Source organism: Collinsella sp. LCP19S3_B7 (assembly GCF_052121795.1).
Taxonomy (GTDB): Bacteria; Actinomycetota; Coriobacteriia; order Coriobacteriales; family Coriobacteriaceae; genus Collinsella.
The window spans coordinates 75,965-98,613 of the sequence record NZ_JBQKDO010000007.1 but is presented as its reverse complement, the minus strand read 5'-3'; the positions used below and the strand labels follow the sequence as shown (position 1 = coordinate 98,613).

Annotated in this window: 15 protein-coding genes; 5 read left to right on the top strand and 10 right to left on the bottom strand. The window is 60.6% G+C overall.

Annotated features, from left to right (window positions below; translation table 11 throughout):
• Positions 1-296: 296 nt before the first annotated feature.
• From ACTQW0_RS04545 to ACTQW0_RS04515, 7 genes are all read right to left on the bottom strand, one after another.
• Positions 297-1,187: a DUF4430 domain-containing protein gene (locus ACTQW0_RS04545; protein WP_441567135.1), complete on the bottom strand. Its 891-nt coding sequence runs from the start codon at positions 1,185-1,187 to the stop codon at positions 297-299.
• Positions 1,188-1,196: 9 nt separating this feature from the next.
• On the bottom strand, positions 1,197-7,994 hold the full coding sequence (locus ACTQW0_RS04540; RefSeq protein WP_441567133.1) for an InlB B-repeat-containing protein: 6,798 nt from the start codon (positions 7,992-7,994) through the stop codon (positions 1,197-1,199).
• A gap of 432 nt (positions 7,995-8,426) precedes the next feature.
• Positions 8,427-10,190: an ABC1 kinase family protein gene (locus ACTQW0_RS04535; protein ID WP_441567131.1), complete on the bottom strand. Its 1,764-nt coding sequence runs from the start codon at positions 10,188-10,190 to the stop codon at positions 8,427-8,429.
• An 8-nt stretch (positions 10,191-10,198) separates the two neighbouring features.
• Positions 10,199-10,615 carry a hypothetical protein gene (locus ACTQW0_RS04530; RefSeq protein ID WP_154515830.1) on the bottom strand — a complete coding sequence of 139 codons (417 nt, stop codon included), beginning with the start codon at positions 10,613-10,615 and terminating at the stop codon, positions 10,199-10,201.
• A gap of 147 nt (positions 10,616-10,762) precedes the next feature.
• Positions 10,763-12,286, bottom strand: a complete 1,524-nt coding sequence (locus ACTQW0_RS04525) for a C69 family dipeptidase (RefSeq protein ID WP_441567129.1) — start codon at positions 12,284-12,286, stop codon at positions 10,763-10,765.
• Positions 12,287-12,385: 99 nt separating this feature from the next.
• Positions 12,386-13,240: a bifunctional 5,10-methylenetetrahydrofolate dehydrogenase/5,10-methenyltetrahydrofolate cyclohydrolase gene (locus ACTQW0_RS04520; protein ID WP_441567127.1), complete on the bottom strand. Its 855-nt coding sequence runs from the start codon at positions 13,238-13,240 to the stop codon at positions 12,386-12,388.
• Positions 13,241-13,242: 2 nt separating this feature from the next.
• A complete protein-coding gene (locus ACTQW0_RS04515; protein WP_441567125.1) occupies positions 13,243-13,875 on the bottom strand; it encodes a cyclodeaminase/cyclohydrolase family protein in 633 nt (210 codons plus the stop codon).
• 250 nt (positions 13,876-14,125) lie between these two features.
• On the opposite strand from ACTQW0_RS04515, the gene ACTQW0_RS04510 reads away from it, so the two are divergent.
• The 3 genes from ACTQW0_RS04510 (at position 14,126) to ACTQW0_RS04500 (ending at position 16,176) form a co-directional block, all read left to right on the top strand.
• Positions 14,126-14,719, top strand: a complete 594-nt coding sequence (locus ACTQW0_RS04510; RefSeq protein WP_441567123.1) for a hypothetical protein — start codon at positions 14,126-14,128, stop codon at positions 14,717-14,719.
• A 348-nt stretch (positions 14,720-15,067) separates the two neighbouring features.
• On the top strand, positions 15,068-15,853 hold the full coding sequence (locus tag ACTQW0_RS04505; RefSeq protein ID WP_441567121.1) for an ADP-ribosylglycohydrolase family protein: 786 nt from the start codon (positions 15,068-15,070) through the stop codon (positions 15,851-15,853).
• Between the two features lie 35 nt (positions 15,854-15,888).
• The gene (locus ACTQW0_RS04500) at positions 15,889-16,176 is read left to right on the top strand and encodes a hypothetical protein (protein ID WP_441567119.1); all 288 of its coding nucleotides are present in this window, start codon (positions 15,889-15,891) and stop codon (positions 16,174-16,176) included.
• Positions 16,177-16,377: 201 nt separating this feature from the next.
• On the opposite strand, the gene ACTQW0_RS04495 is transcribed toward ACTQW0_RS04500, so the two are convergent.
• Positions 16,378-17,712: a hypothetical protein gene (locus ACTQW0_RS04495; protein ID WP_441567117.1), complete on the bottom strand. Its 1,335-nt coding sequence runs from the start codon at positions 17,710-17,712 to the stop codon at positions 16,378-16,380.
• A gap of 218 nt (positions 17,713-17,930) precedes the next feature.
• Between ACTQW0_RS04495 and ACTQW0_RS04490 the strand changes: the two genes are divergently transcribed.
• Entirely contained in the window at positions 17,931-19,112 is a 1,182-nt protein-coding gene (locus ACTQW0_RS04490; RefSeq protein WP_441567115.1) for a cation diffusion facilitator family transporter, read from the top strand.
• An 18-nt stretch (positions 19,113-19,130) separates the two neighbouring features.
• Here the strand turns inward: ACTQW0_RS04490 and ACTQW0_RS04485 are convergent, their stop codons facing one another.
• Positions 19,131-20,087, bottom strand: a complete 957-nt coding sequence (locus ACTQW0_RS04485) for a hypothetical protein (RefSeq protein ID WP_441567113.1) — start codon at positions 20,085-20,087, stop codon at positions 19,131-19,133.
• A gap of 138 nt (positions 20,088-20,225) precedes the next feature.
• On the opposite strand from ACTQW0_RS04485, the gene ACTQW0_RS04480 reads away from it, so the two are divergent.
• Entirely contained in the window at positions 20,226-20,462 is a 237-nt protein-coding gene (locus tag ACTQW0_RS04480; RefSeq protein ID WP_035137347.1) for a hypothetical protein, read from the top strand.
• Between the two features lie 494 nt (positions 20,463-20,956).
• On the opposite strand, the gene ACTQW0_RS04475 is transcribed toward ACTQW0_RS04480, so the two are convergent.
• Positions 20,957-22,624 (bottom strand): formate--tetrahydrofolate ligase, encoded by a 1,668-nt coding sequence (locus tag ACTQW0_RS04475; RefSeq protein ID WP_427794639.1) that lies wholly within the window; start codon positions 22,622-22,624, stop codon positions 20,957-20,959.
• Positions 22,625-22,649 lie beyond the last annotated feature (25 nt).

The window sequence follows — 22,649 nt, the reverse complement described above, 5'->3', positions numbered from 1 at the left end:
ACGGTGAGCCCGGCGCCGCGAAGCGCCCTGGCCCTCTCCACCATTCTCCTACTGTATGCCATGCGGACTCCGTTCCGGACCTCAACGGTCCAACTTTTTGTCCGCAGTCCCATGTCTAGAACGAGATGCGCTTTCCCAATGGATGCTGATGCGGAAATTGCGTCCCGGAATTCACCTTCAGAGTGGGATGCGATTTCCAGTTGAGCCTCGATTGGGAAACGACGTCCCATTCGCATAAAGACGGGCGGCTCGGATGTTGGTCCGAACCGCCCGTTTGGCATGTTATGTCAAGGCATTTAACCCGTTACGTAATACCAGACGACGCTGTCACCGTTGGAGAGAGCGTAGTTGCTGCAAGCCGTGTTGGGCGTTACGCCGTTGACAGAGTACATCCAGCCGCTTGTAACACCGTGCTCCTTCTCGGCCAGGCCGCCGATAGCGGCGACATACGTGCCGTACGATGAGCCGTGCGCATTTACGGAAAGGCCCAGTGCACACAACGCATCGTAGGCCGTAGCGCCCTCGTTGAAGGTGAACGTACCGCCAGAAGACACCGGGTTACCCACGGAACTCGACGTCACTGAGACCGTCACAGTAATGTAGCCAGGCTGCTGCGAGCTGCCCTGATTGCCAGCAGAGGCGCTGTCGCCGTTGGATGCAGACCCACCGCCGGCCGCCGAGCCGCCGCCCGAAGAGGAGCCGTTTGAAGAACTCGATCCACCAGCGGATTCGGAGCCCTGTCCGGCAGACGCGTTGTTGGACTTCTTGCCGCCCTTGTCTTCGGACTTCTTCTCTTTCGAATCCTTGTCTGACTTCTCGTCCGAAGACTCGGAAGCGTCCTTGGAATCCGATGCATTCGAGTCCTTGGACTCGGAGTCCACAGCGTCAGAAGACGAGGAGCCCGCTGTCTCCGTCTTGCGAGAGGCGATAGAGCCAGAGTCGGCAACGCTCCTCCCCGCCACGGCCCGAGCGATCCAATCGATGGACCAGGCGCCGCTGGCGGAAGGGTGAACAAAGCCCAGCGAGACGACAATCAGTGCGATGCAGACGGCCGTCAGAGAGCCAAGTAGCGCCTTGCGCCGAGGGGCGGATGCCGCCGAAGCGGCGCCCTTTTGCTTAGCATCGTCGAGCTGAATAAACGACGAGTCGGGTTGCTTGGAGTCGGCATCCTGAGGTTTATTGGACACAGCTCTCACCTACCGACGCTTGGTAAACACGAACACGCCAATGACCGCAAGCCCGATCACGCCGGCCGCTACGCCGACAATGGCGAGCGGGTTGAAGCCAGACTCCTGTGCCGGAGCTTCAGCGGACTTCTTAGCGGTAGTCGCGGCAGCCGAGCCCGTATCGGACTTGGAGCTGGACTTGCTGGACTTCTCGTCAGACTTCTTGCCGTCCTTCTTGTCGGACTTGTCGGAATCCTTCTTGGAATCCTTGCCGTCCTTGGTCTCGGTCGTGGTCGACGACACCGGCTTCTGCCCAGGCGAAACAGCGCCGCCGCTCTGCTGGCCGTTTGTGCCGTTACCGGAACCAGAACCAGCACCGGCATTACCCGAGCCGCCATTGCCGCCGTTGGAGCCAGAGCCGCCGTTACCGCCAGGGGTAACGGCATTCTTGGTCCACTTAGCGTAGAGCGTCATATCGGCCGTCACCGCAGCGCTAAAGTCATACGCCTTTGTGCAAGCCTCATCGGTATACCAGCCACCAAAGGTGTAGCCCTCACGCGTCGGATCGGCCGGCTTGGTGACGGTCGAGCCAGAAGCAGGCGTCTGATCGCCAGTCGCAGAGCCGCCCCGAGCATCAAACTTAACGCGATGGGCCTGGGACTTCACACAGAACAAGTGACCTGAGTCGTTCGTGTAGTAAAGGTTGCCGAACTCGTCGCAGACAACCGACGCCATGCAGTAGTTTGCATAACCAGAACCGGGAACAAACACTTCGGTCGCCTCGGCATCGCCCAGCTTGTACATATACACGCCGCCGCCCGAAGTGTAGTTAGGCCAGTTTCCCTTGGCGCCATTTAGGGTGAAGTACACATATGTTTCACCATCGCGCGTGGAGACGAGCGGCGTGCTCTTCGATTCAAAGCCGAGCTCTTCGCCATCGGCTTTCGTAATCTGCCTCACGCTCATATCAGAAAGATCGATGATCGACAGCAGGCCCTTAGCCTTCCAATTGTTCGCAGTCGCACCGCAAATAAAGGCATATTTGCCGCTAAACACGGGCGTTGAAGTCGAGTATGGGGCAAACTGCACCTTCCCGGCCTCGGTAATAGAGCCATCCGAACCAATAGTCAGCTTGTGCAACGTGCCATCATCGCGCGTAACGGCGTATACATAGCCATCGTGGACGGTAAGCGCCGAGCGGATATTGCCACCAGATAGCTTAAACGAGGCGACAAGCTTCGACAGGTCGGCGGAATACACGCGCACCTGGCCGAAGTCGCTGCCGACAACGTAGTAGCCGTTGACCATCAGACCACCAGACCAGTAGAAGCCGCCATCGGTGACAGAAGCACTGCCGGCAACTGCACCCGTATGAATATTGATGCGCCTGACCGTACCGTTTTGCACGTCATTGCCGGACCAATAATCAAGGGTATTGATATAGACATAATCGCCGTCAACGGTCAGCGAAGACAGGTTCTGGTTCGTAAACGCATCGGAATACCAAAGCGTCTCAAACGTTTTCGCCGAAACAGCCTGCAGATAGCCACCGGAAAGCGGAATCAGGATGATACCCTGAGCAATAACGGGACGGCAGGTGCTATCCATGGAAGAGCCAAGTTCAAGCGATCGCACGACGGAACCCGTCTCGGGATCAACCTCGTTGAGGACCGCATTCCACGTCTTTCCATTCCACACCGAAGCGCCCGTGACAAGGTACACCTTTCCGTTCGCGACAATGGGGTCAGACGCAGAGGCGCTTGCGCCTGCCTTCTGCTGCTCTTCGGTTAAAAGGTTGAGCGCCCAGGAAGGCGTATCGGTCTTTGTCGTAGGCGTAAGGGCATCCGTTGCGGATCCCGAGCCACCGTTCGCAAAGCCATTCCATGCCGTATCGACATCGGGATGCTCAGCCCCAGGATTGGTGGCAGGCGCCGACGAAGGCTTCTGTATGCCATCGCCCTTAACGTAACGGAACTCGACGCAATCGCCGTTCTTAAGGCAATAGCTCGAGGCGCCGAAGTTCGCAAACCCATTGTTTACGTAAAACGACCAGAAGCTGTACGGCGCGGCGCTCGTTGTGCCCAGCACGCGGCCATCGGGCATCGTCGCACTCGTAAGACCCAAGGCGTTTGCCTCAAGGTTCGTACAACCGGCAGCCGTCATAAGCTGCTCGAGTACCGACTCGGCCGTCGTGTCATCGTCGGCGGGAAGCGTAAGCTCGGTCAAGGGCACCACCGGTTGCTCGGTGTAGTTGCCGTCGGCATCACTTGCGGAGACGCCCGTGACCTTGGCCGTCACCGTAATGGTCTTGCCCTCGTTCGGGTTGTCGAGCCCCGTCGTTCCCTTGACGTTTACCGTCGCAGAAACATCCAAGCCGGCAAGCACCGCGTAGTCCGAATTGTCGGGATAGCGCTCGGCATAACGGGCAAAACGCTCACTCTTCAGACGGCCGCTAATCGTGACTTTCGTGTTGTATTCGGGCTGAGTGAGGATAAGGTTCTCATGTGCGATAACCCTCGGTTTGCTTGACTTGAGCAAACGATAGGTGTTCTCCGTGCCGCCGGGGAGGTCGCTGAACACGAAGCCGTAATGTCCCGCAGCCTCTTCGGTGGAATAGCACCAGTTAACGCCGAGTCCTTGGCCATACACCTTAAGCGGTGCATGCAGGCTTCTCGTTACATTGGAGGCATCCTGGCCGTCAAGAATACCCTGAGAGAATGTTGACTTTGCAAGGCTCAGGTGGAACAACTCGGCATTGAGCTCGTCCTGATTCTGCGGAGAAATCGCAAAGTCGAGGGTCCTGCTTGCCGTGACTTCGGCGTTGGACTTATCGGTCACCGTAAGGGTGACTTTGGTCTTCGCTGCCTCGGCGCCAGGCAGCGGCTGATAGACCGTACCCTTGTAACCGTTAAACGTGATGTCATCGGTGCTGGCGGAGTACTCGACCTTGTAGTACTTGCCGTCCACGCCGAGCGTGCTCGTGCGCGGCATCTGCAGGTCGGCGGTCAGGCCGCCCTTATCGGCAACCGTTTTGGTGCCGTAGTACTTGATATTGTCGTAGGTAAAGGCCGCATCGACCTTTGCCTGCAGGTCGTCCTTGTCGGATGCAACCTTATCGGGGTCGCCCTTGACGGTCACCGTGAAGTCGTGCGATCCGGCAAGCTTGATGTCGCCATTCGTAACCGTAACCTTGGCGGTCAGCGTCACGTCTCGGTCGCTCGATGCGCGCGAAACCTTACCCGTCTTATCTTCCCAGCTATAACCAGAAACAAACAGGCGCTCGGTGTCGGAGCTTGTCCATTCAACAGAGAATTTCTTTGCGGAACCCGCCTTGTACGGAAGCGTGACATTTTGGGTCACGCCATCGGCGGACTCGCCCGCCGCGTAGCCAATCTGCAGGGATTCGGCAGCACTGTCAAGAAGGTCTTGCAGCTTAGCCTCGTCCCAAGCAACCTGCACCGTCTTGCTGGGCTGGTAATACACGGTCTTGCCATCGCGCGACAGCTCAAACTCGACCTTAGCACTACGCAGGTCGTCGATGTTGAAACCGGTGTAATTGTTGGGGTCGATGTAGAAGAAGGTCACATCGCCGTTGGTCTTACCCTGAGCGTCGGAGATGCCAACCCTCGCCTTGGTGTCCTCAGCGTTAAAGCGCACGCCACCCTTAGAGACCTTAACGTCAACGTCGGCAAATCCCAGATCGGCAAGCTGCGCCTTCAGAACATCGTTGACGTTGCCGCCCTTGGCGCTGTAATCAACAGCGACCTGCTTATTGGCATCGTTGAGCTTTTGGACTGCAGCCTCAAGCGAGCCCGCGGCGATAACCTTGTTGGCGGAGACGAGCTCGACCGTCGAGCTACCGCTCGTGGCGACAGCCTTCAGATACTTGCCCGCGGCAGAAGCCGAGACCGTCGCCTCGGCGCCCGACATATCGGACAGCAGCGTCCAGTCGGCCGTCGGAGCCTTCGCATCATCAGCTGCATACCAGGCAACAGTCGCCTGAGTGGTCACGTCAATGCCGTTGGTGGTCGAACCGTCAGCGCGCTTGGCCTGCACCGTCGCCTTAACGTTATCGCCCGAGACGAGATGGATCGAATCGCTATTAATCTGCGGGTCGGCAATCACGCGCAGCAGGTTATACTCCCCCGCCGCCGTGACGTCATCGGAGGAAACCCACTCGACGGTGTTGTCGAGTGCGCACGCCGTGAGTTTGATGCGCTTGCCGACGAGTGAATCGTTGAGCGTCAGCGCGCCGGTCTCGGCGTCAATGCCTTCGGTGAGTTCCGCCCAGTCCGAATCGCCCTCACCCTTGGCATACCAAGCGAGCGTGAGCTTAGCGTCCTCGGGCAGATCGGAATCGGACCAGCTCGAAGAACCAGGGATCTTCACGCGTGGAGTGAGCACTGAGCCGACGGAGAGCGTCGTCGAAGACGCCTCGTTGGGCGCAACGGACTTGAGTTTGTACTGACCGGCAAGCGTCACGGGGCCAACGGGGTCGACGGACTGCGTACCGCCGTAGGTGCTCTTCTTCTCGGTGCTCTTCACCGAGTTCTTGCTCGTGGCGATCACACGAATGTACTTGCCCACCATTTCGTTGGTCGGCGCATACGTCGCGGAGTCGGTCGCATCGGGAATGTTGACGAAGTGACTGTCGTAGGAGCTCTTGTCGTTGGAGCACTGCCACTGATAGTGGACCGTGTCCGTCGCGGAGACGTCGGTGTAGGAGTTGCCCTTGGTCGCCTTCGCGGTCAGAACGTTGCCTGCGGCAATCTGACCAGATGCCAACGCACCCTCAACCGTCACACCGTAAAGCTCAACAGAGCCGGCCTCGACAACGAGCACAGCACTCGACTCCTCGTCACCAAAGCCGCCGTTAGCACATGCCATGACATACTTACCGGCATAGGACGCATCGGGTGCAAAGGTATTGGTGGCCGCGCCATCGATCTTCGTCGTGCACGTCTTCGCCGTATCGCCGCAGTACCACGACCATGCAACGTGCTCGTTGGCGGTCACATCACCCGAAGCCGCATTAGCGGTCGCCGTGATGGCCTCGCCTGCGTTGGCCTCGCCCGTCTTGTCGAGCTTAACGCTCGTGATGTTGACGGAGCCGGCAGCACCGATAAGGCTCGAGCCCTTGGTGGTGTAGTCGCTGTTGCCAATCTTTGCGGTAATGTAGCAACGAACCGACTTGCCCTCGTAAGGCGCGAGCTTCAGAGTGCTGGACGTCGCGCCCTCGATATCGGTGTAGTCGCCGCCCTTTTTATCCGCAACCTGCCACTGATAGTTCAGCTTGGACGCATCGATGTACTCAGAGGCGCCCTTCTCTTTAGCGAGGGCTTGGACAGTATCGGCGGCGGTGTAGACGTAGGTTCCCGAGATCGAGCCCACGGGGGCCAGAATGGCGGAGTAGATGACCACAGCACCGGCCTTTTTGAAGGGACCCACGCCATAGCCGGCCCACGAGTTGCCGAACGAGACATCGTTCGCGCCCGCGTTCGCGGACACCGATACGTAGCAGCCCTCAAGGTCGTCGGTCACCGTGAGCGTAGGGCCGGACTCTCCTTCGATGGTCTCCCACGTGGTCGAGCTGCTGGGTGCCGAGGCGCCCTTGTACTTCTTCCAGGTGTAGGTGACCTTAGAGTTATCGACGTAGGTGGGGCTGTAGCTCGAGCCTGTGTACGCCTTAGCCGTGAGAGTCGCCCCAATCTCCGTGGATGATGCAGTCAGCTCGACACCTGCGAGCTTGACCGCGCCGGCCTTGAGCACAGCATCGGAGGTCGTCGCATCGACGTCATTGACGCCCGCGTTGGCAACCACCTTGAGATACTTGCCGGCGAGGTCCTCGGGCACCGTAAAGGTCGCCGACGTTGCGCCTTCGATTTTGGTCCAACCAGAGGATTTATTCGTCGATTCATACCAGGTATAGGTCGCCTTGGTGTCGCTTGAGGCGGGCGTGTTGTACGCAGTGTACGGCGTAGCGGTCAGCGTGTCGCCAACGGCGGGAGACGAGCTGCTCAGCTTGACGGAGTAGAGGTTTGCCTGCCCAGCGCCCAGCACCGGACCGGGAATGTAATTGGCATTGATGCCCGAGCCATAAGAAACGGAGGGGCCGTAATAGTCCTTGCCACCCGCCGTCACCTTACAGATGAAGTACTTGCCCACCATGGCGTCGGTGACGGTGAGGGACTGCTCGTGGCCAACGACCTCGGTGTAGTCTGAGACATTGTTGCTAGCCTTAACCGTACCGGCAAGCCAGGTGTAGGTCCAGGTGCCGGGGTTAGTGACGGAGCTGTAGCCCTCGTACATATTAGCCCAGAGCGTATCGCCCGCATTGAGCGCGCCGGACTTCGTCGAATACGACTTGTCCTTATCCTTGGAATCCTGAATGAAGACCTTTGCCTCACCGGAAAGCGTTGTGGCGGACGCGGCGGCAACGGCGTTCTTCTGCTCCGAGGCAGCAGGCGTCGCAGCAGAGTTCTCGGACTCAGTCGCGTTGTCTGCGGCGGTGTCATCGCCATTCGCGGCACTCGCGGTTGCGCCCTGATCTGCGTCGGCGCCATCGGCAGCAGCGCTCGCCGCCGCACCGTTCGCACCGGTATCGGCAGCAGTGCCCTCGTCGGCCGCCGCGCCCTCGCCGCCCGTCGCAGCCTGAGCCACAGACTCGGCAATGCCCTCGGCGCCCTCGGCCCAAAGTTGCGCCGGCGTGGTGCCAAAAGCCATGGCAAAAGCCAGGAACGCCACCAGACCGCGCTTGGCTACGCCGCGGGCAATCGCTCCATGACGACGCCACGAGGCGCGCTGGCGCTCGTCCTCAAACATATCCATTTGTCTCCTATTGTCTGAACGTGGGGCATTGCCCAGCGGCTGCCCCACGTCATCGCGCACATTGCGCTCGAGTACCCCCATCGGGGTCCCCCCTTCCCTCCAGAGCCCAACGCGTACCGGCGGCATGCGCCGCGGCCGCGTACAAGATGGGAGGCGATCCGACTTAACCTTACCGGCCCGGGCACGCCGTCCGATCTGCGACGCGACCATCCCGGGCCAAGAGGAATTACGGTTACTGGTACAGCCGGGGACTTGCACCCCGATTCTCCCAAACGCGCAGGAAAACCGCGCATTCGTGCGTCTCCGCACCACCATCTAGGCCATCGATTATTACTGTCAATATGGTAACACGCAAAAGGGCCCCGCACACAGGCGAAGCCCAAGGTAAAAGCTATGGTTTGCGATAGGAGAATGCGGTGACGGTCGCAGTCTCTACCGCTTGCCGCCGTGGCTGTTGCGCCAGATCTCGCGGCCCAGCATCAGCGCCAGCGCCAGCGCGCTCACGTAGCCCATAAAGCCAATGACCGGAATACCGAATACAACCGGCTCGATGCGCGCGTAGTACACCACCGACGAGCCGATAAACAGGCCGGCAATCACAATTGCCATCGACATGCGGTCGACAATTCCACCCAGCTGTCGCAGCGCCTTATCGCTGCTCATGATCTGCGTGTTCACCTTAAGCTGGCCGCGCGTGAGCATGCGCGACGCCAAGCCCAGATACTCGGCCGCCTCGAGAGAGCCTTTTGCCGCGCGATAGCTGCTCGCGGCAAGATCGCGCCCCATTTCGCGGACGCGCGCATAGGTGCTCTTCTCGTTTTTGATGTGCGTCTGAATGATCTGGATCATGTTGACGTTGGGCATGTACTCGGTCAGCAGACCCTCGAGCGTCACCATGCCACGGGCGAACATCGTCACCACGCTCGGCAGCTCAACGTCGTTTTTGCGCGCCAGATTTAACAGCGAGGTCAAAAACTCGCCAATATCCAGGTCCTTAAGGTCGAGCCCTGCAAAGTCGGCGACGATAAAGTCCAAGTCGGACAAAAAGGCCGAATGGTCGAGCTCGGCAGAGTCGCCGCGCGTCACGGCAAAGCGCATAAGCGAATCCTTGAGCTTGGGAACGTCACCTTCGGCCACGGCGAAAATCATGTCCTTGACGATACCGCGGTCGTGACTCGACATGCGCCCGACCATGCCCAGGTCGATAAAGTAGACGATGCCGTCTTTAAGGATGATGTTTCCCGCATGCGGGTCGGCATGGAAAAAGCCATCGTCGAGCACCTGCGTCGAATAGTCCTCGACGATCGCGGCGCCAATCTTTTCCAAGTCATAACCCTCGGCCTCAAGGCGCTTGGGGTCGGCAATGGAGATGCCGTCAATGTAGTCCATGACCACGACGTGTTCGGTGCAAAGATCCAAGTAGGATTTGGGACACGAGACGCCATGCACGCTTTTGTGGAAGTCATAGAAATCGTTGAGGTTTTTGGCCTCGGCCAAAAAGTTGGTCTCCTCGCGAAACGAGGTCCACAGCTCTTCGACCACGCCATGCAGGTCCACAAACTGATCAGTGTTGACGAACTTGGAAACGATGCGTACCACCGAACGGATGATGTCGATATCCTGAGCCATCACCTGCTGCGCGCCGGGGCGCTGCACCTTAACGGCCACGTCCTCGCCAGTCACCAGACGGGCGCGGTGCACCTGCGCGAGCGACGCGCTACCGAGCGGGTTGGGGTCAATCGCGTCGAATATCTGCCCCAGGCGCTGGCCGTATTCCTCTTCCAAACAGCGGAGCACTACCTCATACGGCACCGGCTCTACGTCGGAGCGCAGACGGCGCAGCTCGTCGCAAAACCGCTGCGGCAAAATCTCGGAGCGGTTAGCCAGAATCTGCCCCATCTTAACGAACATGGGGCCGAGCTCTTCGAGCAGACGACGCAGGCGCACCGGCGTAAGGTTGTCCCACACGCGGTACTTTTTGATCAGGCGAACGATCTGCCCAATGCGTTCACGACGACCTGCCGGCGTGAGCTGGTATTCCTCGTCCGGCGCCATCGCGTCGGGCTCCTCAGGGACCATATCGACAGCGCGCGGCTTCTTGCGAGCGCCCGAGACGGCGGCCTCGACCTCGTCGACAACCGCCGCCTCGTCACCCAAGGGATCTTGATTGCTGTAATCGGTGGTGGAATCTGCCATCTGCGCTGCTACTCGGCCTCTTCGGCATCCTCTGCGTCGTCGGGCTCAACGGACTCGACGGGCACCGAGGTCACGTTGTCCTCGACCGAATCGACGATGTCGCGCACATGGGCCAAAAAGGCCGTGCGCTCGGGGGCGGTCATGACGCGCACGCGGGCGAGGATGAGCTCGTCGAGCACGCGCTGGGCCGCAGTCTCGCCCTGCATGCCCAGGCGCTCGGTAAGGTCGGAGATGGTACCGCCGGCCTGCTCGAACATGTCGGACACGCTGCGGGCGATATCGGGGGTGCCGGCGTCCTTGCGCACCTGCTCGCCCTTGGCATTGAGGTCGTCGAGGACCTTCTTGCCGCCCTCGACGGCAACGGCGGCGGCACCGAAGCCCACGTTGATGGCACCGTTAACAAGCTGATCGAATTTCATAACCATGGTTGGCTCCAATCGTGAACAACTTCATTGGCCTACTTGTACCCAAGATTGAGCAAACGACACAAAATCGTTTGTCACCGGGATAGAAATCGAGCGAGGCAAAGCCTTTGACGGCGTTTGCCCCGCTCGCTCGTTACAAGGCTATCTTTACCTAATGTTATCGTTCATCGCGAAGGAATTCTTCATGGCGCAGCTCGTGGTGTAGAGCACCTTGCCCAACAGGGCATCGGTCTCCACGCGCACAAGCTCGGCAAAGGCCTCGTTGGCGCGGGCGAGCTCGGCGGGCACCTCGGCCTCGGGCAGTACGGCTACAACGGCGTCGACGTCGTGAATCTGCTTGTGGCCCATGCCGCCGACCTTCTCCTGATAATCCTCGACCGCGCGACCGCACTCATGGAAGCGGACATCGGCCAAGGCGCCAATCAGGCGATTCGCCCAATAGAAATTCTCGGACGTCACGCGAGCCTGCGTGTCGGCATAGTACTCGGGCATGGTCTCGACATTGGCGTACAGTGGCACGAGCGCGTTAAACGAGTTAGAGCCAAACGCCATCCACTGCACGGCGCGATACGCCGGCTGGGCATAGGGGCGCAGCTGCAGCACGGCGAGCTGGCTGTTGCGGTTGATGCCGATGGGACGATAGGCGCCGCGTGTGGCGGGCGTGCCCTTGCTGCCGTAGCAGTCGTACTCCGTGCCCTGGTAGTGGCTCGAGAGCACGTACTTGATGTCCTCGAGGGTCACCTTGCGCTCGGGCACGCGACTCCAGGGAATGTCGTCGCTCTCGGGCGTGTAGTCGGCGTCGGGACCGTCCCACACATCGCTGGGGTTGAGGCAGCGCTGCATGTACCAGGCGCGCGGTGTGTTGTAGACGTGGTCGCTGTCGCTGTGCGAGCCAAAGGCCTCGCGCGGGTTAAAGACCGCGGCGGGACCGTCGCCCTTAACGCCCAGCGTCAGGTCCAGATGCCACTCGCCCATCCAGGTGCGTAGGTCGGCCGAGCACATGTGGTCGACCTGCGCGCCCTCGGCGTCGTCCAAGTCAAAGCTGTCGATACCCAGCTGGTTGGGCATGGTCACATAGGCGTCGTCGGGTACGCGCTTGGCGATCCAGTGGTGGCCGCCGATGGTCTCGAGCCACCAGATCTCGTCAACGTCACTAAAGGCGATGCCGTTGTTCTCGTAGGTGCCGTAGCGCTCGAGCAGGTCGCCCAGAATGCGCACGCCGTCGCGGGCGGATTTGGCGTATGGCAGCACCAGGGTCACCATATCCTCCTCGCCCAAACCACCGGGCTGCGCCGGCACATAGCCGTCCTCGCCCTCGTTACCCTTGGCGGGCACGTAGTCCACGAGCGGATCGGCGCCGCGGACGCGCTCGTTGGTGGTGAGCGTCTCGGTTGCGGACATGCCAACATTGAGCTCGTTGAAGCCGGCCTCGGCCCAAATGCCATGACCCGGGACAACGTCGGGGACGCTTGTGTAACGCATGGGATTGTCGGGCAGCTCAACGGTCAGGTGGCTCAGGACACTCGTGTAGACACGCGGCTGCTCGTCGGGATGCACTACGCGCATGCGCTTGGGCTCAAACACCCCATTGGACGAGTCCTCGTTGCGGGCAACCAGCGTCGACCCGTCGTAGCTCGCGTTCTTACCGACCAAAATCGTTGTGCACGGCATGCGCATCCTCCTTGAGCGAAAAAATCAAACGGCAACAGTGTATCGCTTCGGTGCAAAAAGGGCGAAACCACAGCCTCGGCAGTCCCCGTGGTCAAAAGCCTATTTCGATGTGTGCTCGGCCGCTTCGATCACGTGTTTGGCGAGAATCGCGGTGGTCACAGCCCCCACGCCGCCCGGCACGGGTGTGACGGCGTTAACGATTGGCTCCGCAGCATCAAAATCGACGTCGCCGACCAGCTTGCCGGCGGCCTCGTCCCAGTTAATGCCCACATCGATGATCGTCTGACCCTCGCGAACCGCATCCGCGCCAATCGTGCGCGCGCGCCCAACGGCCGCAACCACAACATCAGCCGCACGACACTCGGCAGCAAGGTCGCACGTATGCGTATGGCACGTCGTCACCGTGGCATTGCGAGCCGTAAGCATGGCGGCAACGGGACGGCCAATCACCAGAGACCGACCGACGACCGCGACCTTGGCCCCATCCAGCTCAACACCGTAATGGTCCAGCAACGCCAACACGGCCTCGGCCGTGCAAGGAGCAAAGCCCTCGCCTCGCCCCGAAAGCGTGGTAAGTAGCGAGGCCGGCGTCATGGAGTCGACATCCTTGGCGGGATCGAGTGCCGCGGCAACCGCATCCTCGTCAATCCCAGCGGGCAGCGGGCGAAACACTAGGCAGCCATGAACGGCGGGGTCGGCATTGATGTCCTTAATAGCCGCCAGCAGCTCATCCTGCGAAGCATCGGCGGGAAGCAAAACGCGGCGAGCCTCAATGCCAGCCTTTTCACAGCGCTTGAGGGCGCCGCGCTCGTATGATAGATCGTCCTCGCGCTCGCCCACACGAACGATGGCCAGCGTCGGCACAACGCCGCGTTCGCGCAGGACGGCGCAGCGAGCAGCGAGCTTCTCGGTCAAAGCACGGGCAACGGGAGCCCCTTTCAGCAGCTCTGCCATGGCTATCCCCTCTTCCTGGCTGCGTCGGCGGCACGGCGCGCCAGCGCATCGGCACGCGGCAGCCACGTATCGAGCAGCTCATCGCACGCCGCCTCGAGCTCCTCGGCGCGCGCCCGGTCTTTCATAGACGTAGTGTTGGCAAAGAGCGTCAGACTCGCGCCCTGCATGGCGGCGCGGCAGAACACGGCACCGCACGCCACGTCGGACAGCAGCTGGCGCGAACCCTTGTCCGCCATGTCCTCGAGCAGCGCCAGCGCGCGCCCGCAGGCATCCATAATGCGATACGGTGGCATAGCCGCCACGTGCAGCGCATCCTGAATCGCAGCCGGTCGAGCCGGATCCTCGCGCGAAATACCGTACGCCGCGGACACCTGCCCGTAGGCACGAACGTCCTCGGCGACCAGGTCCACAAGCTCCTGGGCCAGCTCATCAGCCTGAGCAAACGCGCGCGTCAGGTCATCTGCACGATCAGCAAGCGCAGGGTTCGTCGCCCCGTAGCGCGCGACCATCCCGCAAAGCGAGGCTCCCAGCGCGCCCACAAAGGCGCTCGCGCTGCCACCGCCGGGAACCGGCTCGCGCGCGGCAAGTGCCTCGGCAAACCCTCGGCAGGTTTTATCCATCATCTCTTGGCTCATACGCACGCACCTTCAAGTCATATAGATCGGTCGGGCGGCAACCGCCGGCCAACTGTATCGATCAAGTAATGGTGCTAAGTCTAGCCCATAAGCACATGAGCGTCAGCGCATCTGGCCATCGCGGATTTCTATGACACACGATAGGCGTCGGCACCGCAAGCATGGGACACATGGCCCACCCGAGCGAGCCGCCCGCGCGTACAGTAAAGGCAGGTAATCCATGGGCGGTTACAGATGAGGAGACACGACCATGAAAAAGAAGGCCTTTGAGATTGTCACCCTCTGCATCAGTCTCTTTGCCGCGGTTGCCCTGGTGGGTTGCGGCGGAAGCGGTGGCGCTACCGGCAGTGGCGGTGGCGGCGGCGCGGAAAAGCCAGCCGTGGATATGCGGACCGACTTCATTTGGTTTAAGGTCGAGGTCCCCGAGGGCGTCGAGATCACCGACGTCGCTGGCGACACCGCCGATAGGGCCCAGTTTAAGTTCACCGAGAGCGAGCACGCCAGCGATCGCTTCATCCCTGTCTTCGACTCTGACAAGAACGCCGACGAGCTGTTCGACTACGAGGCCAAATGGAAGGCCAACTCCGGATGGACCGAGAGCGACCCCGTTAAGTACAACGGCAAGACCTGGCGCAGCGCCTACTTTACGCACTCGGGCGGTGTGACGACCGAGTACTTCACCGACGTTGACGGTGGCAGCGTGTATGTGCGCATCGACAACGTCGAAGAGCACAAGGACGCTGTCGAGACCATGATGAAGTCCCTGGAGTTTGCCGATGATATCGCCGAGGCAAAGACCGAGGCCATGGACGTTAAGCTCGACGATATCGAGATCAAGCGCTAAAGCTCCAACGGCATGCAGCGGCGCCGTTTTAGCTCAGCCGGGATGCAAGGTGCGACTCCTTGCATCCCGGTTTTTTTGTGTTCGAAAGCGCCCGGTCACATCACCATATTGAACACGTTGACGAATTCCTGCGCCTTCGCGTGGCTGCTGAGGCCAAGGTGCAGGCGGTCAACAGCCGGCTACTGCGCCTCTGTTGTCCCTAGCATTTCATTCTAGTAGCCACGAGACCCTTTCTCGAAGACCTCCGACGACGTCGCAGTTTCTGTCCCCGCCAGGCTTTATGATAATCGCCATTAGCCAGCCTTAGCCATTAAGCAGCATCCCTCAAGAGGAAAGTGGGAGATACGAATGGGCACACCAAAACCGTCTTTGCGCGACTGCATCTATGGGCTTGCCGTCGGCGACGCGCTGGGCGTTCCCTACGAGTTCAGGCCCCGCGGCACGTTCAAATGCACCGACATGATTGGCTATGGCACGCATGGGCAACCCGCCGGCACCTGGAGCGACGACACATCTATGACGCTTGCTACCTGTGACTCGATTAGGGAGCTCGGGCATATCGACACCGCGGACATGCGCGACAAGTTCGTAGGCTGGATTGCCCGTGGCGAGTATACGATCGACGGTGTTTTCGATTACGGCGGCACGACCGCTCGAGCCCTGCGCACCGGCAAAGGAGGCTCCGGCGAGCGCGACAACGGCAACGGATCGCTCATGCGCATCGCGCCCCTGGCGTTTGTCGACGCGACGGACGAAGAGATCTGCGAGGTCTCCGCGATAACGCACGCTCACAGAACGTCAACTGAGTCATGCATCATATTTGTTGAGCTGATGAGAGACGTGCTGAGCGGCGCGCTCCCCGAATGGGCACTCTGTCTGAAAGATGTACCCGAGCACGAAATCAGATCCGGCGGCTTCGTGCGCGACACGCTTAAGGCAGCCACCTGGTGCTTCGTCAACACCAGCAGCTACGAGGATTGCGTCCTTGCCGCCGTCAACCTGGGCGACGACACCGACACCACCGCAGCCGTCGCAGGTGCCCTCGCCGGCACGGCATACGGTATCGAGGCCATCCCGCAGGAGTGGATCGACACCCTGCGCGGTAAAGAGCTGATTGAGAGCTGCTTGTTTTAGATCGCGGCGGCAGCAGAAACAAGCTAGGAGGCATCATGGAGAGGAAGACTGCACACATAGATGAGTTCCAAGTGGACGAGCACGAGATTCCGCTACTCCCAGCAGGGCTGAAGGAGGAAGGAGACCTCTATGTCCTCCCCGACGGGCGTTATCTTCCCTGCGGAGTCTACAAGACCGCGGACGGCGACTTGCTCCTTTATGAGCCATCCGAACTTAGTTTCTTCGGGCAGATGACTACCCAATTCAAAGAGAGCTATAGGTTTGATTGCCCGTTAGATCGACATTGTTCCAAACCAGGGGATGGGTGGAGAAGGGGGTCATAGAAAAGGGCCGGTTGCAGCCGGCCCTTTAGACATTAGCACCTGCGTTGTCCGCGTCTCCGAAGTTTAAGCACTGAGGAGCGGGTTCCTCGGCACACCTTGATTTTACCCGGTGGGGCGGCTCTTTTGCAGCCGTCCCACCGTTTATTTAGATCTACTACGACGGACAGCTCGCACTACTGCGTACTGTCCCGTACCGCCCCCCTACTTCCCAAAGATCGCGCCAAACAAACCCTTGCGTTTGGGCTTTTCTTCTCGGTAGGAGCCCTCGGCCGCCGCCACCTGCCGCGGCTGTTCACCGCCTCCATGGCGCACGATCTGGTACAGAAACGGCGATTTAACGTATTTGACCTCGATGGGCGTGGCGTGCACGGTGCTTTCGCTCGACAGCATCACGTTGGGATTGAGCGGTGCCACCACATGTGTCTCGCGCTTGTCGCTAAACACTACCGCGGCCGCGCGGCCCGTCTGGCCGTTTACGGCAATGCGCACCTGCTCGCCATCGCGGCTGTCCGACGCGGGACGGTCGACAAAGTAGACCGGCACCATCACCAGGCCGTCCTTATGCTTGCGGGCCTTGCGCGCCCACGTGCGGATACTCTTTTTATTGAGCCCCAGCACCGCCTCGGCATCGTTGCCGGCAATGTCGAGCGCCAGCTTATCAATGACCACCTGGTCCTTGGTAGACGCATCGACGGAGACAACGCGGAAGTCGCCTTCCTGCATGGCGGGATCGAACGGCCCAACCTTGGCAAAGTCCCACGGCTCCAAAATGCCCATAAGACGAACGTCCAGGTAGTTTGCCCGCGGATATGCCCAGTCGAGCACCTCGTAGTACACCAAGGTCTCCTTGCTCAGCCCCTTGCCCGGGAAGGACGCCATCATGCGCAAATCCGCGAGCGCCATGGGAAAGTAGAAGAGCATCATGTCGTTTTGGATCGCGTCTTCTACATCGTGATCGGCAAAGGCTTCCGCATACTGGCGCACCAGCTGCAGCGCGTTGGCACGTGCCTGCTGAGGCGAGATTTCACAGGGAATACCCTGCTCGGGTACATACTCCGCACCAACGCCCATGGTCAGGCGCTTGCTAAAGGTACCGGGCTTGAGTAGGTCTGCAACGCCGATCTTATTGCCGCAGGACGGGCACTCAAACACGCGCTGCGTGGACTCGCCTTCGAAGGATGCGCCACAGAAGGGGCACGGGATGCTCACATGCGTAGCCTCTTGGAACTCCTGCGCCGTGCCGCGGTCCTCCCACAGTAGATGCTCCAGAACCGACTGGTTGCGCCAGTGCGCATGAAAGAAATACCTGTCGGGGTCCACCGGGCGCTCGAGCTGCGACACATGGGTGAGCTTAAGCAGCCCATCGACAACCGTCAGCGGCGCATGGCGAATGCCCAGGGCGCTCCTGGGCTCCCCCGCATCGGCCTGCCACGGAACGACCGTGCCGCAATAGGCGCACTCAAAGCTGCGTTGAGCCTGGTGCGAGTACATAGGGCCTCCGCAGTTTTGGCATTTAATGGCAAACATCTCGTCCATGGATACATCCTCCTTTACGCAGGGGCTGTCGTCATTAAGTATGTCGGGCAGGCAGGCACAAGCCCATACCCATGTGGCCCAAAATGGAGCACCCGGTCGGACAAAAAGCCCCGCTCGTTAGCTCCAGCAGACCATTGCTGCATTTTCTGAGCATCGGCGCACGGCGCGCCCATGCGAGCTACACTATCCCCTTAAACGAGGATGCGAGGAGGTACGCCATGCTATTTGTAAATCGGCTGGTACATACACTTGTTCCCGGCAGCGAGGGCGAGCCGGTCGATGCATCTTGTCGCACCAACGCGGGCTTTGCCGCAAGCCTCATCTGCATTGGCCTCAACATTACCCTGTGCCTGGCCAAGGGCATCGCGGGTCTGCTCGCCGGCTCTGTCTCGCTTGTCGCCGACGCCTTTAACAACCTCTCCGACGCCTCGAGCAACATTGTGAGCTTGCTCGGGTTCCGCCTTGCCAGCCGCCCGGCCGACGAAGGCCACCCCTATGGCCACGGCCGTTACGAATATCTCGCCGGCTTGTTTGTCGCCGTCCTCGTTTGTGCCGTCGGCATCAACCTGGTGCTCGAGTCCATTACCAAGATCATCAAGCCCTCCCCCACCGCCTACACGCTGGTCTCCCTAGCCGCCCTCGTCTTATCCATGCTCGTCAAATTATGGATGGCCGCATTCAACCGCGCGCTGGGCGACCGCATCGACTCGGAGACGCTCATCGCCACGGCGCAGGACTCCAAAAACGACGTCATCACCTCGGGCTCGGTCTTGGCGGCGGCGCTTATTTCGCAGACGACCGGCTTTGACCTCGATGGCTGGGCGGGCCTGGGTGTGGGCATCTTCATCTGCGTCAGCGGCATGGGCCTGGTGCGCGACGCCATCAGCCCGCTGTTGGGACAAGCGCCCGACCCCAAGCTCGTCCAGGAAATCCGCGACAGGATCATGTCGTACCCCCAGGTCTTGGGCACACACGACCTCATGGTGCACGACTACGGCCCCGGCCGTCAGTTTGCCAGCGCACACGTGGAAATGCCCGGCGAGGGCGATGCCTTTGAGCACCACGAGATCCTGGACACCATCGAACACGATATCAAACGCCAGATGGGCATCGACATCACGCTGCACTGCGACCCCATCGCCACCACCGGCGACGACCTGCGCAGCTGGGTCAAGCGTGGCGTCATGCAGATCGATCCCGCGCTCTCCATCCATGACCTGCACGAGCACGATGGCTTTGTGTCATTTGACCTGGTGCGTCCCGACGGCTTTCGCATCTCCGACGACGAGCTGTTGGAGCGCGTAACGCATATCGTGCACGAGCGCAGGCCCGATGCATCATGCGTTGTCACGTTTGACTCGGGTTTTAGTTCGCCCGACCGTCCGGCCGAGCAGTTGTAGCCCCGCTCCGCTCGGCCGCTAGTTTCCCTGCGCGCCCGAAATGCCATTTTGCAGGGCATCCCAGGCGTTCGTTGCCATATCGCCCAGGTTCTGTGCAGTATCGCCGAGATTCTGAGCCGTGTCACCCAGCTCTTGGGCCTTATCCCCAAGCTCCTGCGCCTTGTTGCTCAGGTCCTCCAGCGTGTTGGAGCTCGAGCTGTCCGTGGTGCCTTGGTCGCCGGACGCGTTGCTCGACGAGCCATCCTTGCGCGTGAGCTGAATCTCGAGGTTACCGTTGTTGTTATAGTAGGCAGATGTGACGACCCAGTTGGCATCGACGACGGGCGTCGAGCCGTCGTCGGTCAGAATCACGGCATTCGAAAGATCGGCCCCGCGCGACTTGAGGAGCTTCTTGGCGTTTGACCAGTACTGACCCGGGATATCGCTCAGGTCGACGGTGCCGGACTGGGCAGTCTCGGTCTGCTCGGCCGTGGTATCAGTCGTGGCGCCCCGCTTGTTGAGCATGCCCGACACGATGGCAAACACAATCGAAAGGGCAAAGAAAATCGCCAGCACGATAAGAATCTTCTTGATCACGCTCGACGAACGCGAAGGCTTCTTCTCCTCGTCCTCGCCATACTGGGGGATGGACTTGGGATACTCACGATACGGCTCGCGCGCATATCGGTCGCGCGACTCGTAGCGCGGTTGTGCCGTGCGCGGCATGTATGTCGTCTGCTGAGGTTGTGGAATGGGATTTTGCAGCAGGTCATCATAAGGGTCTACCGCCGCGTTGCCGTAGGGGTTCTGCGATGAGACACCATGCGGGTCCTGCGCCGCGTTTCCGTAATTCACAACGCGCGTGGGATCGGCCGACACCTGCGTCGTATCGGGGGCAGCGTAGCCGGGATTCGGCACGACGCGGGTCTCATCGGCGCCATTGCCCGTCCGCGAGGAGCCGTAGCCACCCATTACAGTCGTCTTGTCCTGGTCCATGCAACGTTTCCTTTCCGTCGCCCGTAAGCATCAAGTTATCCATGCATTCTACCCGCGCAAAAGCCTATGATGGACAAAGCCCGCCGGTATCTACAAGACATGCGCGGCCGACGGTCACAAGCGAATCGAGGATATGTCATGGCAAAAAGCAAGCTCATCAAGGACACGACGCGTGCCGAGCGTGAGGAGATCATTAAACTGGCGCTCGCTGGCTGCGGCAACGGCAGCTGCGACAACTGCGGCAGCTGCAGCTTGGGAGCAGGCGATCCGTACGGTACCTACCAGCCCTACATTGACGGCGAGATGGAAATCGCCGACATCAACATGATGGTCGCCGAGCGCAACGCCAAACTTTTCGGCCTCCAGCGCGGCTAACGACCTCTTCTTGGGCTGTGAACCATAAAATGCGCCCATCTACTACGTTTAACCCAAGGGTGCCAACCATAGCCATATTTGTGTTAACAAAACCGCAGGTAAACGTCTTGCCGGATTGTTAAAAAACGCTCCATGGTCGGTCCAACCCTGGCAAACGTAGTAGATGGGCGCTTTTCGTGGCGCGGCTGGCCCAGACAGCTTGTCTCGGAGCCAATTTGCATCAAAAAGTCCCCGGCGGCGCTGCGTTTTGCGCCACCGAGGACTGTTCAGTTCACCCCCTGTTGCTTTGCCCTGCTCGTTGGGCACATGCGTGGCGCAAGGATACTCAGGCGTCACATCCTGGCCGTTGGAATAGCTCGAATTTTGTAGTACGCCGACCTCGTCACCTGTTCCGAACGATACGGAGGAACGTAGCTATCGGTATAGGTACGCACAAAGCCCCGCCGGGCCTTGGTAGGCGCGGCGGGGCGGGCAAGCGGCTATGAGCAGCAGGCTTAGAACAGGCCGGTGATGTTGCCGTCGTTGTCGACGTCGATGTTCTCGGCCGCGGGAACCTTGGGTAGACCCGGCATGGTCAGAACGCTGCCGGTCAGCGCGACCACAAAGTGGGCACCGGCGGAAACCTTGAGCTCGCGCACGGTGATGCGGAAGCCCTCGGGCGCGCCCAGAGCCTTGGCGTTATCGCTGAAGCTGTACTGGGTCTTGGCGACGCACACCGGCAGGTTACCAAAGCCGTTCTCGCGCAGCTCGGCGAGCTGGCGCTTGGCAGCCGGCGTAAAGTCGACGCCATCGGCGCGGTAGACCTTGGTGGCAACGGCCTCCAGGGCGTCGGCCACATCGGCACCGTCCTCGTAGGCAAACTTAAGCTCGCTCGGCTGCTCAATCAGGCGCATGACCTCATCGGCCAGGTCGAGCGCACCCTCGCCGCCCTTAGCCCAAACCTCGGAAAGCTTAACGTTGACGCCGAGCTTCTGGCACTCGGACTCGATGAGCGCAAGTTCGGCCTCGGTGTCCGTCGGGAAGCGGTTGATGGCGACCACGCAGGGAAGACCATAGACGTTCTGGATGTTGTCGACGTGGCGCAGCAGGTTGGGCATGCCGGCCTTAAGGGCCTCGAGGTTCTCGTCGTTAAGGTCGGCCTTGGCAACACCGCCGTTGTACTTAAGCGCGCGGGCAGTGGCGACGACCACGACGGCGCTGGGGCGAACGCCCGTCATGCGGCACTTGATGTCCAGGAACTTCTCGGCACCAAGGTCGGCGCCAAAGCCGGCCTCGGTAATCGCGACGTCACCAAAACGCATGGCCATGCGGGTGGCCATGATGGAGTTGCAGCCGTGGGCGATATTGGCGAAGGGACCGCCGTGGACAAACGCGGGCGTGCCCTCGAGCGTCTGCACCAGGTTGGGCTTGAGCGCATCCTTAAGCAGCGCGGCCATGGCGCCCTGGGCCTTAAGGTCACGGGCGCGGACGGGCTCGCCGGCATAGCTGTAGCCGACAACGATCTCGCCCAAGCGCTCTTTGAGGTCGTTGATGCTCGTGGACAGGCACAGAATCGCCATGACCTCGGAGGCAACGGTGATATCGAAGCCGTCCTCGCGCGGCACGCCCTGGGCCTTGCCGCCAATGCCATCGATAACATGGCGCAGTTGACGGTCGTTCATGTCGACGACGCGCTTCCAGGTGATGCGCTTAACATCGATGCCGAGCTGGTTGCCCTGCTGAATATGGTTGTCGAGCATGGCGGCCAGCAGGTTGTTGGCGGCACCGATAGCGTGAAAGTCTCCGGTAAAGTGCAGGTTGATGTCCTCCATGGGGATGACCTGGGCCCAGCCGCCGCCGGCGGCACCGCCCTTGACGCCAAAGACGGGGCCGAGCGAAGGCTCGCGCAGGGCCACGGCGCTCTTGACGCCGCGACGGCGCAGACCGTCGGCCAGACCGATGGTCGTGGTGGTCTTGCCCTCGCCCGCAGGCGTGGGATTGATAGCGGTCACAAGGACAAGCTTGGCCTGGTGATCGGTCGGCTCGTTGAGCAGGGAATAGTCGACCTTTGCCTTGTCAAAGCCGTACGGAATCAGGTGCTTAACGTCGACGCCGGCGTTCTTGGCCACCTCGGTAATAGGCAGCGGCGTAACAGAACGTGCGATTTCGATGTCAGTAGGCATGGGCGGTCCTTTCGTTACCGGATGA

Excerpts from the sequence above, each read along its gene's own strand:
- ACTQW0_RS04510 (WP_441567123.1), top strand. The coding sequence starts at position 14,126 with ATGAAAAAGAAGGCCTTTGAGATTGTCACCCTCTGCATCAGTCTCTTT.
- ACTQW0_RS04480 (WP_035137347.1), top strand. The coding sequence starts at position 20,226 with ATGGCAAAAAGCAAGCTCATCAAGGACACGACGCGTGCCGAGCGTGAG.
- ACTQW0_RS04530 (WP_154515830.1), bottom strand. The coding sequence starts at position 10,615 with ATGGTTATGAAATTCGATCAGCTTGTTAACGGTGCCATCAACGTGGGC.
- ACTQW0_RS04540 (WP_441567133.1), bottom strand. The coding sequence starts at position 7,994 with ATGGATATGTTTGAGGACGAGCGCCAGCGCGCCTCGTGGCGTCGTCAT.
- ACTQW0_RS04490 (WP_441567115.1), top strand. The coding sequence starts at position 17,931 with ATGCTATTTGTAAATCGGCTGGTACATACACTTGTTCCCGGCAGCGAG.
- ACTQW0_RS04505 (WP_441567121.1), top strand. The coding sequence starts at position 15,068 with ATGGGCACACCAAAACCGTCTTTGCGCGACTGCATCTATGGGCTTGCC.
- ACTQW0_RS04500 (WP_441567119.1), top strand. The coding sequence starts at position 15,889 with ATGGAGAGGAAGACTGCACACATAGATGAGTTCCAAGTGGACGAGCAC.
- ACTQW0_RS04475 (WP_427794639.1), bottom strand. The coding sequence starts at position 22,624 with ATGCCTACTGACATCGAAATCGCACGTTCTGTTACGCCGCTGCCTATT.
- ACTQW0_RS04520 (WP_441567127.1), bottom strand. The coding sequence starts at position 13,240 with ATGGCAGAGCTGCTGAAAGGGGCTCCCGTTGCCCGTGCTTTGACCGAG.
- ACTQW0_RS04525 (WP_441567129.1), bottom strand. The coding sequence starts at position 12,286 with ATGCCGTGCACAACGATTTTGGTCGGTAAGAACGCGAGCTACGACGGG.
- ACTQW0_RS04515 (WP_441567125.1), bottom strand. The coding sequence starts at position 13,875 with ATGAGCCAAGAGATGATGGATAAAACCTGCCGAGGGTTTGCCGAGGCA.
- ACTQW0_RS04495 (WP_441567117.1), bottom strand. The coding sequence starts at position 17,712 with ATGGACGAGATGTTTGCCATTAAATGCCAAAACTGCGGAGGCCCTATG.
- ACTQW0_RS04485 (WP_441567113.1), bottom strand. The coding sequence starts at position 20,087 with ATGGACCAGGACAAGACGACTGTAATGGGTGGCTACGGCTCCTCGCGG.
- ACTQW0_RS04535 (WP_441567131.1), bottom strand. The coding sequence starts at position 10,190 with ATGGCAGATTCCACCACCGATTACAGCAATCAAGATCCCTTGGGTGAC.